Annotated in this window: 13 protein-coding genes and 1 pseudogene; 8 read left to right on the top strand and 6 right to left on the bottom strand. The window is 67.5% G+C overall.

What is annotated here, in order from left to right; all coding sequences use genetic code 11:
• Positions 1-79 precede the first annotated feature (79 nt).
• The gene (locus tag CG719_RS34140) at positions 80-751 is read right to left on the bottom strand and encodes a transposase family protein (protein ID WP_199836888.1); all 672 of its coding nucleotides are present in this window, start codon (positions 749-751) and stop codon (positions 80-82) included.
• Positions 752-935: 184 nt separating this feature from the next.
• On the opposite strand from CG719_RS34140, the gene CG719_RS34135 reads away from it, so the two are divergent.
• Together CG719_RS34135 and CG719_RS37470 are read left to right on the top strand one after the other, a co-directional pair.
• Positions 936-1,355 carry a hypothetical protein gene (locus tag CG719_RS34135; protein ID WP_159025022.1) on the top strand — a complete coding sequence of 140 codons (420 nt, stop codon included), beginning with the start codon at positions 936-938 and terminating at the stop codon, positions 1,353-1,355.
• Between the two features lie 95 nt (positions 1,356-1,450).
• Positions 1,451-1,840, top strand: coding sequence for an NUDIX domain-containing protein (locus tag CG719_RS37470; RefSeq protein WP_324839396.1), 390 nt, complete (start codon positions 1,451-1,453; stop codon positions 1,838-1,840).
• Between the two features lie 962 nt (positions 1,841-2,802).
• Here CG719_RS37470 and CG719_RS34120 read toward each other — a convergent pair.
• On the bottom strand, positions 2,803-2,991 hold the full coding sequence (locus CG719_RS34120) for a hypothetical protein (protein WP_100572583.1): 189 nt from the start codon (positions 2,989-2,991) through the stop codon (positions 2,803-2,805).
• An 812-nt stretch (positions 2,992-3,803) separates the two neighbouring features.
• Here CG719_RS34120 and CG719_RS34110 point away from each other — a divergent pair.
• Positions 3,804-4,814 carry a hypothetical protein gene (locus CG719_RS34110; protein ID WP_159025020.1) on the top strand — a complete coding sequence of 337 codons (1,011 nt, stop codon included), beginning with the start codon at positions 3,804-3,806 and terminating at the stop codon, positions 4,812-4,814.
• Positions 4,815-5,061: 247 nt separating this feature from the next.
• Positions 5,062-5,370, top strand: a complete 309-nt coding sequence (locus tag CG719_RS34105) for a hypothetical protein (protein WP_100572581.1) — start codon at positions 5,062-5,064, stop codon at positions 5,368-5,370.
• A gap of 121 nt (positions 5,371-5,491) precedes the next feature.
• Here the strand turns inward: CG719_RS34105 and CG719_RS34100 are convergent, their stop codons facing one another.
• Positions 5,492-6,415: an RNA polymerase sigma-70 factor gene (locus tag CG719_RS34100; protein ID WP_100572580.1), complete on the bottom strand. Its 924-nt coding sequence runs from the start codon at positions 6,413-6,415 to the stop codon at positions 5,492-5,494.
• 157 nt (positions 6,416-6,572) lie between these two features.
• Positions 6,573-7,046: a carboxymuconolactone decarboxylase family protein gene (locus CG719_RS34095; RefSeq protein WP_100572579.1), complete on the bottom strand. Its 474-nt coding sequence runs from the start codon at positions 7,044-7,046 to the stop codon at positions 6,573-6,575.
• Between the two features lie 932 nt (positions 7,047-7,978).
• Between CG719_RS34095 and CG719_RS34090 the strand changes: the two genes are divergently transcribed.
• From CG719_RS34090 to CG719_RS36970, 4 genes are all read left to right on the top strand, one after another.
• Positions 7,979-8,203 carry a hypothetical protein gene (locus CG719_RS34090; RefSeq protein ID WP_100572578.1) on the top strand — a complete coding sequence of 75 codons (225 nt, stop codon included), beginning with the start codon at positions 7,979-7,981 and terminating at the stop codon, positions 8,201-8,203.
• Positions 8,200-9,264: a sigma factor-like helix-turn-helix DNA-binding protein gene (locus CG719_RS34085; RefSeq protein WP_100572577.1), complete on the top strand. Its 1,065-nt coding sequence runs from the start codon at positions 8,200-8,202 to the stop codon at positions 9,262-9,264. The genes CG719_RS34090 and CG719_RS34085 overlap by 4 nt, the downstream gene beginning before the upstream one ends.
• Positions 9,261-10,079 carry a hypothetical protein gene (locus CG719_RS34080; RefSeq protein WP_100572576.1) on the top strand — a complete coding sequence of 273 codons (819 nt, stop codon included), beginning with the start codon at positions 9,261-9,263 and terminating at the stop codon, positions 10,077-10,079. The genes CG719_RS34085 and CG719_RS34080 overlap by 4 nt, the downstream gene beginning before the upstream one ends.
• Before the next feature lie 106 nt (positions 10,080-10,185).
• Positions 10,186-10,446, top strand: coding sequence for an ATP-binding protein (locus CG719_RS36970; protein ID WP_324839413.1), 261 nt, complete (start codon positions 10,186-10,188; stop codon positions 10,444-10,446).
• Here CG719_RS36970 and CG719_RS34075 read toward each other — a convergent pair.
• Positions 10,341-11,000 (bottom strand): annotated as a pseudogene (locus tag CG719_RS34075) (Helicase associated domain protein); the annotation flags it as partial. The gene CG719_RS36970 and the pseudogene CG719_RS34075 overlap by 106 nt on opposite strands.
• Before the next feature lie 2 nt (positions 11,001-11,002).
• On the bottom strand, positions 11,003-13,954 hold the full coding sequence (locus CG719_RS34070) for a DUF4365 domain-containing protein (RefSeq protein ID WP_159025019.1): 2,952 nt from the start codon (positions 13,952-13,954) through the stop codon (positions 11,003-11,005).
• Positions 13,955-14,042 lie beyond the last annotated feature (88 nt).

The following is a 14,042-nucleotide window of genomic DNA, read 5'->3' as shown; positions in this document are numbered from 1 at the left end:
TCCAACCTAACCTGAGAGTTTGACAGTTGGAGTGACGGACGAGTTGGGTTCCGGCTCACTGACGTTTTCTCAGCGGTGATCACTTCCAGATTCCGTTGAGGACGAGGGCGGCGCGGGCGATGTCGCCGATCAGGCTGGGACTGATGGTGACGTGTTGCAGCGTGCGCCAGCGCTGCTTGAGTTCGGCTGCGGCGCGTTCGCCGAGAGCTCGGATGTCCCTGATCAGGCTGTTGGTGGTCCGCGTGTCGGCGTGCAGGGCCTGTTCGGATCGCCCCTTCGGACGGCGGACCGGGACGAGGATGCCGATCCCGGCGCCGATGTAGCCCTTGTCGGCCAGGGTGGGCAGCCCCTCGGCTGCAGCCTTGTACAGCGCGGGAAAGGCGTGGATGCGGGCGGCCGTGATGTCGGGCGTGGAGCCGGGCTCGACGTCGGAGACCCATAGCGGCGCTCCGTCCGGAGCGGCCAGGAACTGCACGTTGCGGCCGAATGCCTTGTGCTTCTGGCTGAACCAGAGGTCGTTGCCGTTGTCGCGGACCCCGGCGAGGCGGTCTGACTCGATCAGGGTGCCGTCGAGGACCACGTGGGTCATGCCCTGGCGTCGGCAGCGGTCCAGGACTTCGTGCAGGTCCGGGGCCTGGCCTGCGAGGACGTCGATGCCTTCGTGGAGGTAGCGGTAGCCGGTGGCCTGCGAGACGCCGGCGTCCCGGGCCAGACAGTGCACGCAACCGCGCTCGCGGAACCAGCGCAGCATAGGTGACCAACGTGAAGCCTCTGGTGGTTACGGACATGATCTTGTGGTGAGACCTCTCCTACCAGGGGCTTTACGTCTGTCCGCAGCCGGGGGGGCCGGGCCCCAGCTCGTCCGACCTGCTCACGTCGCAGATAGGCCGTGGGCTGGTTTCTGGCCCCCGATAGGCGTCTGTCACCCTGGGGCCGTGCCAGCCCGTAACCGCCGCCTGCCCCGCAGTCTCTCGTGGCCGCTTACCACGTCCGACATCCGCGCTGCTCTCGGCGAGCAGATGGCCGATGCCGTCGACCTGAGCTTTGACGACCGCCCACACGATGACGGGACGCTCTTGCACGTCGAGTGGGTCCCGCCGATCTCCTCCAACTACGGCAACGGCGTCCACCCCGCGTGGTGGAACAGCATGCGGATCGGCGCCGCGCCGCTTCCGGCCACCGAACGGGCCACAGCCCGTCGTGCACTGCAGCAGCACGCCTTGGCCGAACTCGCCGCGTGGATCAGCGCCGCGCGGCGCGCGCCGGAGGGCTGGACCCTGACCCGACGCAGCCGTTCGTGGCGGCTGACCGGAAGCACCACTGCCTACCGCGACGACGGACAGCCATACCGCTGACGAACCACCGCGCAGTCGACTTTCGCTGCGACGGGACGGCTTCGTACAGACCATTTCGCTGAGAAAACCTCAGTGGCTCCTGCCAGCATGCACAGATGACCTCAACTGGCCACCTGCTCACCACCCCTGATGATCAGCCACGTGCCGACCTTCTTGAGCTGGTCGGCGCCATCGAACCGTGGGACGACCTGGAGCGCACCCATCTGGAGGCCGCCACGCAGTGGGTCGCCAGCGGAGCCCCGGTCTATCGGGTGCGCAAGCCGGATGTTCCGGCGATGCATTTGGTGAGCTACTTTGTCGTCCTCGACGACACGTGCGGGCAGATGCTGCTCGTTGCGCACCGCAAGGCGGGCCTGTGGCTGCCGGCCGGAGGACACGTCGAGCCGGGTGAGGATCCGTGGGCTGCGGTGGTCCGTGAATGCCGTGAGGAGCTGGGCATCGAGGCCGTGGCATCGCGGTCATCGGCGAGCGTCCCCTCTTCCTGACCGTCACCCGAACGCGGGGACAGCGTGCGCACACCGACGTCTCGCTCTGGTACCTCCTCGAGGCTGACGCCCACACCATCAGCTCCTACGACCAGGGCGAGTTCAGCGCGATCCGGTGGCTGACCGACGAACAGGTGATCGAGGAGTCGGCCGAACTGCTCGACCCCCACATGCACCGCTTCACCCGCAAGCTGCAGCACGCCCGGACCGGGAAGCACCGCGAGTAGCCTCCCCCCGGCTGTCCACGGTGCTGCACGACCCCGCCACACCGGGGCCGACACCAGCACCGCTCACGTCCGCCGTCCCCATGGGGAGCCGTGCCCGCGACGGTGGGGAATTACGTGACGCTCGAACAGCCGGAAGTGGGGAATTGCGTGACCGTCGACACCAACGTGCTGTCGGACGAGGCCGGGCCGGTGGCGTCGGTGAACTGCGAGGCATGAAGCGGCCCCGGCCCGCGAGAGCGGAGCCGAGGCAGAATCGGAGGCGGGCCGGTCGGGGCGGTAGGCCCGGCGCCCCCCGGGCGCCCGCCGCGGGCGCCCGGGGGGCGAGAGGGGGACGGTCATGGCCGGTGGAAGACCTGAGCGGCCGGGTAGAGGACGGGCGGTGTCTGTTACCTGTAGTAGCTATTTCTGATTCCCGGCCAGCGGGATTGGAGCATGGGGGACGTACTCTGATGCCGTGAAGAGACGGCGCTGGTGGTCTGTGATCAGCTTGTGGGTTGCGTGGTGGGCGGCTATCGCCGCAGCTTTTTGGGTCTTGGGAATGGTTCTCGACCAGCCGACGAGCCTCGCGGGCTGTGCGGCGAGTGCTGTGCTGGTGATTGTCGTAGGCGAAGTCGGTGACCGGCTGCGGCGACGCTTCGTTCATCGTCGGAAGACAGGCTGACGGATCGGCCGGACGGGGCCTACGCGTCAGGAGCCGCGTTCGGCAAGGTGATCGGCAGCCATGAGGTGTGACGCTCACGGGGCAAAGGTCGCGGACAGGATCCGGGTGACCAGGGCGAGGTCGTTGCCACCGCCGGTGGTGGGATTGAAGGAGTACACCAGGCGGCGGCGCAGGTCGCGGGTGGTGAACATGCCGTTCGTGTAGCCGAAGGTAGTGCCGGTCTTGCCCCACACCGTCACGCCGTTGGGCAGAGTCACGCGCATCAGGCCGGCGGCGTAGTAGCGTGCCCTGTCCCGGGTCGTCGGCGGTGCCGCCGAGGTAAGGGACGTCGGGGACGTCGAACAGTTCCGCCTGCTCGGTCGGGGGCAGCAGTCGTCCCCGGAAGAGTGCGGTCAGGAAGCGGTCGAGGTCGGCGGTGGTGGAGATCATGCCGCCGGCGCCGGGATTCTGTTCGGTGATGTCGACCAGCTGCGATCCGCCGTCCGGCCGAGGTACGGCGATGTAGCCGTGGCAGCAGTTGTGCGTCAGCCGTATTCGGTTGTTGATTGCCTGGTCATGCGCTGTGTGCGTGGGCTGGTCTGCTGTCATGAGGTGACCAAGTGGCTGCCGTTTAGTGGCTGGGGCGGGGCAGGTTAGCTGTCGTGGGGGTGGCTGTTCATACCGGGATCTTCGTAGGTCGGTGCTGTCGGCATACCGTGACGGAGATCTGTGGCGTAGCTGTTGTGCGTGCTTATTGATCTTGGTTGTGGCCTGCTGTTGCTCAGCTGTACCGGGCGGTATGCCTGGTCCGCGGGGGAGGGATGCCCGAAGCGGAGATGCCAGCGTTGGATGGCGTGTGGGCTGAGCTGGCCTTTTTGTGCTGCGCAGTGAGCTGGGTGGGGCGCCGGGTTTTGCGCAGTCTGGTTGGCGCGCCTATTGGCACGGTACGCACGGGAGTTGTCGGTTGATGTGCCGGGGCCGGGGCCGGGGCCGGGGCCGGGGGCGGTGAGGGCGTGTGTGGTTCAGCGGGTGGTCAGGCGTTGCCGGAGCAGGCCTCCGCCAGGGACTTCGCCGGCCAAGCCCATAAGGTTCAGCTGTGGCATCAAGCGATTACATCCTCGGTCTTGTCCGTAAAGCACTGGACGAATTTGATGAGCGGCCTCTGGAGGTCTCCGTCCGGCGCGCCATACGTATCGCCAACCTGGTAGGTGAGACGAAGCACGCGATGCGGCTTGCCATGGAAGTCAGGCCCATTACTGGCGACCGCCAGACCAATGCTGAGACATCACGCATGCTCATGGCAGACCCCTCGATCTGGAGCTCCCTCGAAGGCCCGCATGAGGAGGCCATGCGACAGTACCTCGTCGACCGAGCTATTCGAGATGACTCCGGCAACGCTACCGACCAGATCGATTCTCACTCCCTGTCAGAGCTGCAGTTCTGGAACGACGAGTTCGAAGAGTTGAAGCGGAGCGGCGAACGGCTGGACTACAAGAGCGAGCTGGCAACCCGGAGCCGTACGCAACGGATCATCGGGCGGACCCGGCACCTCACGTTCGCACTGCTGTGCTCGTGGGAACGGCGCTTGGGTTACACCAGCATCAACGAGTCCATCTTCGGCGGCTACCGCGTCAAAGTGGACAAGCTCCTGGCCGAAAGCGCTCCCGAGTTCCTGCAGCAGTTCAACGCGGTCTACCGGCGACTCCAGGAGGCAGCTCAGACGGCCCCTGATCGGGATGCAGCGGAGGAACTGTCGCAGGCCATCACGACATGCCGCCGTATCCTCAAAGCTGTCGTCGACCACGTACTGCCGCCGCAGGAGCAGCAGTCGGACACGGGCCACTCCTTGGACGATGCCCATCACCGGAACCGGCTCTTTGAATTCACCAAGCGAGCGATCCAGAGCAAGTCGAACAACAAGCTGGCGGACGTCATGATTGCCGGACTCTACGATCGTTTCGTCGCGGTGGACACGATGACTAACAAGGGCGTCCACGCGGCCGTAGCCTTCGAGACAGCCAACCTGTGTGCGCTGAACACCTACATCGTCTCTGGCGAGATCATCAGCCTGCATGACCTCCCTGACACAGCTTCAGACGTCAGCTGATCGAAAGTAGACGGTCCGCTGGGAGTAAAGGGGGAGCGTCCCAAGATCCCAGGGCCTACACGCACACCAGTGCGATGTCGCAGCTCAGAAACCCTGGGCATCGCACCCCAGTGCGTGTAGGCCCTGGAACAAAGCCGCTGCGGGGTCGGCGGTTGCCCTCCGGCTGGCGCCGGGCTGGACGATGACCAAGTGGTGCGCGGATGAACTCAACCTGTGGCAATCTAGGTCCCGTTGGGGGGATCAACTGATGACCGAATACGTGTGCACGGAGTGCCCTTTCCAGGCTGACGGTCTCGAAGATCTGCAGCGGCACTCACAGGAGACGGGCCACGTCGGCATCTGCAAGAGCGAGGCCGCGCCAACTGGAGGCAAGCGCACCAAGCGTCTGGCGGCAGCTCTGGGCGTGACCTCTACCGCCCTCGGAGCCTCCATCGGCGCGTGCATCTACCTGTACGCCAAGTGGCAGGACGCAGAAGCCGAGATCGCCTACCTAAAGTCACCCAGTGGTGCAGGCCGCAACCTCAAGAACCACGACAAGGGTCGAGACAAGGAGTGAGCTGGGTGGGGGCGAGGCCTGCGCCGCCACTCACCAGCCGTCGGGTGCGCTACCCACCCACGCGATCGGCCGGCCCTCACTGTTGCGGCCCCAGTGCCGTTCCTCCATCGAGGTCCTGAGGTCACTGCGTCCGCTTGCGGGTCTGCTTCACTTCCTGGTCGACGGCCCAGGCGTCGGCGACCGGCCCGAGGTGGCCGAGCTTGTCGGGGTTGATGACCGAGCGGATGGTCTGGATCTGCCCGTCGAGCACGTCGAGGGCGAGGATGTGGAGGACCTTGCCTTCCCGGTCGCGGAAGGCGGCGCCGGGCTGGCCGTTGACCTCGTGCGGCTCGAACGTGACGTCGACCCGCGTCATCAGCGGGTAGACGGTGGCGAGCAGCCTGGCTACGTTCTCGGAGCCGATGACGGCCCTGGCCAGCTGCGGGGCCTTGCCGCCGCCGTCCCCGACGAGCTGGACATCGGCGGACAGCAGTCTCCGCAGACCGTCCACGTCCCCCTGTGACAGTGCCTCGAAGAACCGCTTCGCCAGTTCCTGTCGCTCCTGGTGGTCTGCCTCGAACCGGGGCCGTCCCTCGTTCATGTGGCGACGCGCTCGTACCAGTAACTGACGGCATGCTGCTTCCGAGCGCCCCACCGTCGAGGCGATCTCGTCGAAGCCGAAGGCGAACACCTCCCGTAGCACGAATACCGACCGCTCCAGCGGGCTGAGCCGCTCCAGGAGCAGCAACGCTGCCATCGACACCGAGTCGGCCAGCTCCGCCGTGCGTGCCGGGTCCTCGTACGGATCTCTCAGCAGAGGCTCGGGCAGCCACGGTCCGACGTACTCCTCCCGTCGTACCCGGGCCGAACGCAATACGTCGATAGCGATACGAGTTACTGTCGCCGACAGGAACGCCTTGACTGACACGGGACTTGTCGGCGAGGAGTCGAAGCGCAGCCATGTCTCCTGCACCGCGTCCTCCGCCTCGCCCACGCTGCCCAGAATCCGGTACGCGATCGAGAACAGCAGAGGTCGCAGTTCCTCGAACTCCTCGACCTTGCCCACGCCGTCTCCCTCTTGCAGTCCGTGTGTCTGGCCGGATCAGCGCCAGCGAGACATCCTTCGAAGATCATCTGATTCGTGGGCGGGGTGGGCAACGCTCGCGCACCGTGACCGCGCGCCGCGGCCCACGACCGCCGCCGGGGCCGGGGCCGGCGGCGGTTCAGTGGAACTGCCCGACCTCGTAGTCCCCGGCCGGCTGCCGGGTGATGACGTTCAGCCGGTTCACCGTGTTCATGAACGAGATCAGGATTACCAGCGCGGTGAGCTGCTCCTCGTCGTAGTGCTCGGCGGCCCGTGCCCACACCTCGTCGCTGACGCCGTCGGCCGCGTCCGCAACGCGGGTCCCCTGCTCCGCCAGCTCCAGCGCGGCACGCTCGGCCTCGGTGAAGACCGTGGCCTCCCGCCACGCCGAGACCAGGTTCAGCCGCACCGAGGTCTCGCCCGCGGCGGCAGCCTCCTTGGTGTGCATGTCGAGGCAGACGGCGCAGCCGTTGATCTGGCTCACCCGCAATGCCACGAGTTCCTGCGTGGTGGCCGACAGCGGTGATTCCTTGAGCTCCCGGCCTGCCGACATGAAGTACTTGAGGGCCTTGCCGGCGGTCGGGCTGGCGAAGTAGTTGAGTCGCGCGTCCATCGTGTGCTCCTCCGTGCTCGTCGGTGTCTTCACCCCCCGAGACGAGACGGCCCGCGTCCCTGTGACACGGGAAGGCGTGACCCACGTCTCCTCACTGGCCGGGTTCGGACATGTCACAGGCCGAGTCGCTGTCCCGCCTCCCTTCCGTCCGGCCCCTAACGCCGCCCAGCCCGCCGTACGTCGTGTCCGCCTCTGTGCACCCCGCCGGCGCCGTTCGATGGCGGCCGCACCGCTGCGGCCTCCCGTCCCACGCCGTCGCGGCGCCGCCCTGCGTATCCCGCCGCCCGCCCTGCCGTCTCCGAGCGGTATCGCGTGCGCCGCCCGCCTGGCTGTCTCGCGCAGTCAGTCCCTGTGTGTCCGTCTCGGGTTTCGGGGGCTGTCCTCCATGTCGCTTGGCGCGGGGTGTGGTTCGTGTAGTGGCCGGGGGTGATATGCGGGGGCGCACGGGAGCGCGGGTGGTAGCGAGGGAGGTGGGCTGTCGGTGGGGTCGGCTACCTTCGTGAAAGGTCCCGTGTGGACGGCGCGTTCCCGCCCGGCCTGATGGCTGCGGGCCGGGCGGGAACGGTGTGCTCGCCCCCCGGTTGTTCTGGCACGGGGGCGGGCTCTTCCGGATGGAAGACCGACACCAAAGGGTGCCCGGTGTCCATTGACGTCGGTTGGACGCCCGATTGCAAGGACAACCGGGAACTTCCACTCCAGAGCGAACGGGCCTGCGCGTTTTCCTCCGGTCGACGGTTCGTCCCGGTTCGGGGTGGACTGCTTGGCGACCGGCATTGTTCCGTGAATTCTTGATCACTTGGCGTGACAACTCCCTTTGCCTCCATGCTGGTTGCCCTCCCCGGCGGCGGCGGCGTGGCACCCATCCGTCGCCGGGGCCCGCGGGTCCCCCGGAGATCAGCGGGCGCAGGAAGACCGAAGACGAAGGGATCTTGATGGAACGCAAAGGCATAAGGCTCCTCATCGCGTTCGCCACGGCGATCGTGTTCGCGTGGAGCGTCGTAATGGTCGCACTCGGGCAGGTCGCGGCGATCGCCGTCCTTGCTCCGGTGCTGGGTCTGACGGTCCAGCAGATCGTGCGGGCCATCCGCTCGCAGCCCGGTCCAGTGGCCGGCAGACCGGCGGCCTCTGCGCCGGACAGCGGGGAGGAGGCGCCATGAACCAGTTCGACGACCCATGCGCGGTGCCCGACGAGCCGCCCCTTTCCGGCGAGCCCGGGCCGACTGACGGGTCCGGCACGCCGGCCACGACCGAGAAGGACCGCTCGAAGGATCCTGCCGGTCCTGGCCTGCCAGACCCGCCCGGCCCGCTCTCCGGCGCGGGCGAAGCCGCGCACGCACGGCGCCCTGGACGCCCGGGCCGGCCCCTCGGCCCGATCGCGGCGCACGTCTCCAGCGCGCACCGCGCCTGGCTGGGCCCGGTCCGCGAGGCCTACTTGACCGCCGCGCTGTCCTCCGGCCTGACGATGAGCCGGCTCGGCGAGGCGCTCTACATCTCCAAGCCGAAGATCTCCGAGCTGCTGAGCGGCAAGCTCTACCCCCGCTGGGAACTCCTCTACGACGTCGCCGACGCCCTGGGCGTCTCGGTCTGGCCGCTGTACCGGCTGTGGCGGCAGGCCGCGCTGGAGACGGAGAACAAATCCCGCGCCTGGATTGAGAAGTCCTCCGCCGCCCGCGGGACGATGATGGCCACCCGCGCCACCCCGCCCATGGAGCTCTCCGCGTTCCGCGAGATCACCGAGGGCGGCTACCACCTCTACGCCGGCGTCTTCCTCACCGGGTGCTGCGACGCGGCCCTCGAGGAGACCTACGACCAGCTCTGGCTCTCCTGGGACCGGGCCCTCGCCAGCCACGACACCCGCCGTTACGCCTTCACCGTGCTGCGCACCGCGGTCATGGCCCGCACCCCGCACATCGACGGCCGCCCCGAGTTCAGCGAAGCCGCCTTCGACACGATCGCCCTGCAGACCGTCACCGACGTCGGCGAGGCCGCCGAGCAGGTCGCCGAGTCCATCGCCCTGTTCAAGGCGATGAGCCGACTGCCCGACAACCAGCTTGACGTCATGGTGCTGCGCGTCCTCCACGGCATGACCGACGAGGACGTCTCCCACTTTCTGGGCCTGCCGCTGCCGAGGGTCCGCTCCGACGAGCGCCACGCGATCCGCTTCCTCGAGGACACCCTGTCCCCGCCGCCCCCTGCCGAAGAAGGAGACCAGCCATGACCCGCATCGACGGCATTCTCGCCCGGGCACGCCTCGCTACGGAACGCACCGCTCCCCGCGACATCGTCGACACCCTCTCCTGCCCGTCCGCCCGCTCCCCGCAGTCCCCAGCCGCTGCTCACGACCGGCCTACGGTGTCCGCTCGGCGGCGCGATGCCGAGGAGGCGGCCGAGGACCTGCGGGCCCTGTGCGAGACCCTCGTCTCCCACACCCCCGCCCACGAGGTCGCCAACTTCGTCACCGAGCAGGTCCCCGAACCCTGCAGTGCGCTCGTCCTGGCCTGCGTGCTGCAGCTGACCGACACCGACGACGGCGCACGCTTCTGGTGGCAGTACGCCGCCGGCGCCGGACAGCCGGCCGCCGCCTACTGCCTCTACCTCCACCACCTCGCCGCCGGCGAGGACACCACCGCGAGCTGGTGGCACCAGCAGACCGACGACGTCCAGCCCCCGCCCCCCGCCCCCACACCCAGGCCCGGCGCCGTGGGCGGGTGGGCACCCGCCCTGAACCCCGTCACCAGCACCTCCACCACCACGATCCTGCGCATCCTGCGCCACCTCGCCAAACAGACCGTCCGTGACCGCACCACCGCCGTGACCCGCCTCATGGCCTACATCCCCACCGCCGTCACCGTCGGATACCTACGCGAACCCGACATGGAACTCCCCCTGCCCGGTCATGACTTTGCCCAGCACGTCCGGGACCTCCTCGCCGCAGCGGCCTGCCGACCGGACGTCGCCGACACCCTCCCCGCCCGCACCTCACAAGCCGATCAAGACCTCCACGACCTCCTCCAGCAGGCGGCCAGCCACTGACTCCGCCAGCCCCACGGCAACAGCCGTCGTCCGCGGCACCCCCCTCAAGGGGACACCGCGGACGACGTGCCGGGTTTTGCCGCGCGGGGCGGGAGAGGCCGACTTGATGCTGGTGGATGCGTTGAGACAGCCCCGCGTGCTGGTGCTGGACGAGGCACAGCGCCTTCCGGGGCCGGCGCTGGAGTTTCTGCGCGGGCTGTGGGACCACCCGGACACGGACACGGCACTCGTGCTGGCGGGCGCGGGCAGCGAACGGGCGCTGCGCCGCTCCTCCAGCTCCCCGCCCCGCCGCGCCTTCCTCTGCTGGTGCACCCACCTTCCCAGGGGAAAGGACTTCGTCGTGCTGACCTCGGTCTCGGTGTCGTAGGGCACGGCGTAGAGGCCGGTGATCTCGTTCTCCTTCCGCCAGCGGATCAGGGCCTGGTAGCCCTCCAACCACACGAGTGAGTCCGGCCGGTAGACGCGGGTGCGCAGGAACGCGGCGATCGTTGCGGCGTCCTTCGGAGTGGAGAAGTGGAGCAGGGCCGATTCGGCGGCGGCCTGGGTGTCGTCGTGCTCCTGGTTCTCGCCGTCACCCGCGCCGTCGGCGCCGATGATCCGGCCTTCCTAGTCGCGCTGGACGTGCACCTTGCGCTTGCCATGGGTCAGGGCGCGGGAGGCGAGCTGCTCGACGAGTCATTCATCGTGACTGCGGAGCCCTTGGAGGATCGCTACAAGAGGGCGGAAGCTGGCGGAGGCGACCATGTCGGTGGGGTCCTCGCCGGGCTCCAGGAAGACCGGCACGATGATCCGCGCGACCTTGGTGGAGCCGTCCTTGTTGAGGCGCAGCGCCCGGCCGATGTTCTGCACGATCTCCACCTGGGAGCCGCGGGTGTCCGCGAAGCAGATCGAGTCGACTCCCCGCTCGCCGGTGATGTCGATTATCAAGGGGTATGCGCGGGGTGTGGTGTGTTTGTTTTTGATGGCGGGCTGGTTGTGGGGGTGGCTGCCGCGCGTACCAGGGCGGACATGTGTTGTTGGAGTCGGCTGGTCGGGACCCGCCGGTTCTCCTGGGCTCCTGATGTCTGCTGGAGGGCGTGGGCGATGGCGAGTGGTACGCGGCAGCCGGGTTCGTTTGCTGCTGTGTTGAGGGCTGCTTTGACGGCTGGCGTGGGATTTTCCGGGAGCCCGCGGGCGAGGGAAAAGGCTGCTGCGGTCCGGACTTGGTATTGCGGATCGCCGGTGAGAGCGACCAGCGTTCCCTGGATTACGGGGTCGTTCGTGTGATGGCTGAGGGCGGTCACGAGGTGGGCGGCGGATCGGCGCTGTGAGGCGGAGCCCCGCAGCCAGGTGAGAATGCGGTGGATTGCGGTAGTGCTGTCGACCGCCTTGAGGGCGAGGCCGAGGGTGAAGGCTGCCTGGGTGAGGTCTCCGGCTTGGTCGGTCAGGCCCGGTACGCCCCTGATCGTGGGCAGCCCGGTCTCGAAGGCAGCCCGCAGGCGGGCGGCGGCCGGGGCAGGGAGCTGGTCTGCGCGTGTGGTGAGGGCGCGGACGGCTCCTGCTTTGTGCTCTTGAGCGACTTGGGGGTCGAGCACGATGTTGATGACGGAGCCCCAGCGGGCGTACTCGGGGAAGAAGAAGTTGCACAGTGCCAGGAGGCGCGCCCAGTCCCAGCCGCCGAGTCCCCAGCTGTTTTGGTGAGCGTCGTCGAGTTGCTGCTGGCAGTGAGTCTCGGCCAGGTCGATCACGCGCTGGCCGGCGCTGGGGGAGAGATCCGCCAGTGAACGTACCTCGCCGATGGCGTCGATGTCACCGGCTTCGGTGCGGCGCAGCAGTTCGGCTTCGGCCGTGGAGTCGCCGCTGGCGATCAGCACGCCCAGGAGCGCGGCAGACATGCTCGGGTTGGAATGGCCTGTTGCGGCCGCGCGGAGTTGGTCGGAGAAGGCTGCGACGGCAGAAGGCCTCAGGAACGCAGCGAGTTTGATCAGGTCGGTTTCCGCTGACTCGCCCGGCCGGTCCGGCAGGATTCGCAGGAGCGTGTCTGCTGCTTCCGCGTGGATGGCGTCGGTGGCTGCGGGCAGCACCCGCCAAAGAGCCCTGTGGGCGTAGTGATCGATGGAAAACGTTGGCCGTACGCGTTGCGCGAAGGGTTCGGGGTCTTCGAGCAGGGTCAGACAGTGGCGTCCTGCCTGATCGGCCAGTTCGGTCGGGAGAAGGTCTCCGGCGTACCGGAGAAGGGCCAGTTTCGTGGGCGCGTTGGTGTGGGTCCACGGTGCCGTCACCGAACGCCGTACTGCGGCTTGTACCGGGCTGGCAGGCCCTGCCGCCCATAGGCGTTGTACGGCGATCTCCAGCGTCTTGGTGCAGCCGTGACATCTCAATTCGTCAAGCGCGTCCTCTATGCCGCGGGCGTGAGGGCCGGCTGGAACCTGGCCGGACTGACGGTCCTGCACGCTGAGTTCCGCTGCTGCATCGTTGCGCCATGACGCTTCGTGCTGGATGACTTCGTGCCGGGCATGCTGGGCGAGGGCGGCTGACGCGGGGCCCCGCGTTCCCGCGAGAGAGGCGCTCAGCCATGCGCTGAGCAGACGGTTCTGTGCTTCGTCTGATGGCCAGGTGCCTGGGTCTTCGCACTTTCCCCAGGCGCGGAATGCCTTTTCCTCGTGGTCTTCGAGAGCCCAGGCAACGGTTTGAGAGCGCCACCAGGAGGCGGCGGTGTCGACGGCCGTCATGGTGGCGCCCAGGTCTTTTGCTTCCCGCCCCGAGGTACGGAAGAGGAAGTCGGCAGCCGATGCGCCGATGGCAGCTGCGGTGACATCATCAAGATCAAGTGCGACCGTCCGCTGCGCCCCTGCGGCCAGGCGACGGGACGTGTCGAGGTCTCCTTGCTCACTCAGCACGATGGCTCGGTGCATGAGAGCCCAGGCCTGGTCGATGGGGAGGAGATCCTCTCCCGCCGCCTCCAGGAGGGCTTCTGCTTCCGCCAGCCGTTCGGCTGCGGTGAGGAAGACGGCACCGGTCACGACGCTGGCCGCGATCCGGTGAGCCTGTTCTGGTTTCGGCTTCCGCTCACCGGGAGTTGGCGGCGTGGGGCAGGTGGCTCTTGCGAGGTCGAGGAGCGGCTGGATGTTCGAATCAACCACTGCGTCGTGGTAAGCGGAGAAGAAGCGCCATTCCCACAGGTGGGAGCGGCTGTCGGCTCCGGCCAGATGAGGATTGGAACCCTTCTCGATGTACCACTGCAAATCCTGGATTCGTCCTTGGGTGATCAGGGCGATGGCCTCCTCGGGAGCGAGGGTGCGCTCGAAGCCGGTGTTGCGGTGCGGAGCGATAAGCCGGGGGGTCAGCAAAGCGTGGCGCAGAGCCCGTCCGGGAGCGACTGCCTTGGCTCCCGCAGCGAACGAGGTGCCCTGGAGCACGGGCTGCTGTTTTGCTGAGGCGGCGACCTCCTCCAGCGTGTCACGATTGCTTAGCTCTACCTTCTGGTGGATCGGGACATGGATCTTGAAACCGTTCCCTGTGCTCTGAACCGCTTCTTTCGTCACATGCGCCCAGTACGAGATACGGGTGGCGGCGTCGTGCATGACGAGCAGGTGGGGCAGAGCGTGCTGGACCCAATCCTCGAAGTGTCTGGCGTCGCTTTCCGCGTACCACCATCCGGTGCAGTTGCCCTGCTTGTCACTGGTCGGTGCGTCAAAGTACGAAGGCCCTGACTTGACCTGAGCTGCCATCAGGATAATGCGGTCAAAACGTCGCGCGTCGCGCACCTGCAGGAACAGATCGATGCCGAGGTCATGACGGTCGTTTTCTGCAGGGCCCCAGCCAAGGTCTGTGAAGTCTGCTATGACCCGGGAGACTCCGGCACCGCCGGTCTGTTCCTGCTCGCTGCCACGCATTCCCATTCCGCGGCCTCCTTCTGATAGTCCTGTCGCGCATCGGCAACGACGCCCGTTGCGATGCACTCCCTTGTGAAGAGGGGAAGCA

The organism is Streptomyces sp. CB01373 (assembly GCF_002803075.1).
In the GTDB taxonomy this organism is placed as follows: domain Bacteria; phylum Actinomycetota; class Actinomycetes; order Streptomycetales; family Streptomycetaceae; genus Streptomyces.
This window is presented reverse-complemented; position numbering and strand designations above follow the sequence as displayed.

Bases quoted from the DNA above. Each gene is read 5' to 3' on its own strand.
- CG719_RS34095 (WP_100572579.1), bottom strand. From the start codon at position 7,046: ATGGACGCGCGACTCAACTACTTCGCCAGCCCGACCGCCGGCAAGGCC.
- CG719_RS36970 (WP_324839413.1), top strand. From the start codon at position 10,186: ATGCTGGTGGATGCGTTGAGACAGCCCCGCGTGCTGGTGCTGGACGAG.
- CG719_RS34120 (WP_100572583.1), bottom strand. From the start codon at position 2,991: ATGCGCGTGACTCTGCCCAACGGCGTGACGGTGTGGGGCAAGACCGGC.
- CG719_RS34140 (WP_199836888.1), bottom strand. From the start codon at position 751: ATGCTGCGCTGGTTCCGCGAGCGCGGTTGCGTGCACTGTCTGGCCCGG.
- CG719_RS34070 (WP_159025019.1), bottom strand. From the start codon at position 13,954: ATGCGTGGCAGCGAGCAGGAACAGACCGGCGGTGCCGGAGTCTCCCGG.
- CG719_RS34080 (WP_100572576.1), top strand. From the start codon at position 9,261: ATGACCCGCATCGACGGCATTCTCGCCCGGGCACGCCTCGCTACGGAA.
- CG719_RS34085 (WP_100572577.1), top strand. From the start codon at position 8,200: ATGAACCAGTTCGACGACCCATGCGCGGTGCCCGACGAGCCGCCCCTT.
- CG719_RS37470 (WP_324839396.1), top strand. From the start codon at position 1,451: ATGACCTCAACTGGCCACCTGCTCACCACCCCTGATGATCAGCCACGT.
- CG719_RS34105 (WP_100572581.1), top strand. From the start codon at position 5,062: ATGACCGAATACGTGTGCACGGAGTGCCCTTTCCAGGCTGACGGTCTC.
- CG719_RS34090 (WP_100572578.1), top strand. From the start codon at position 7,979: ATGGAACGCAAAGGCATAAGGCTCCTCATCGCGTTCGCCACGGCGATC.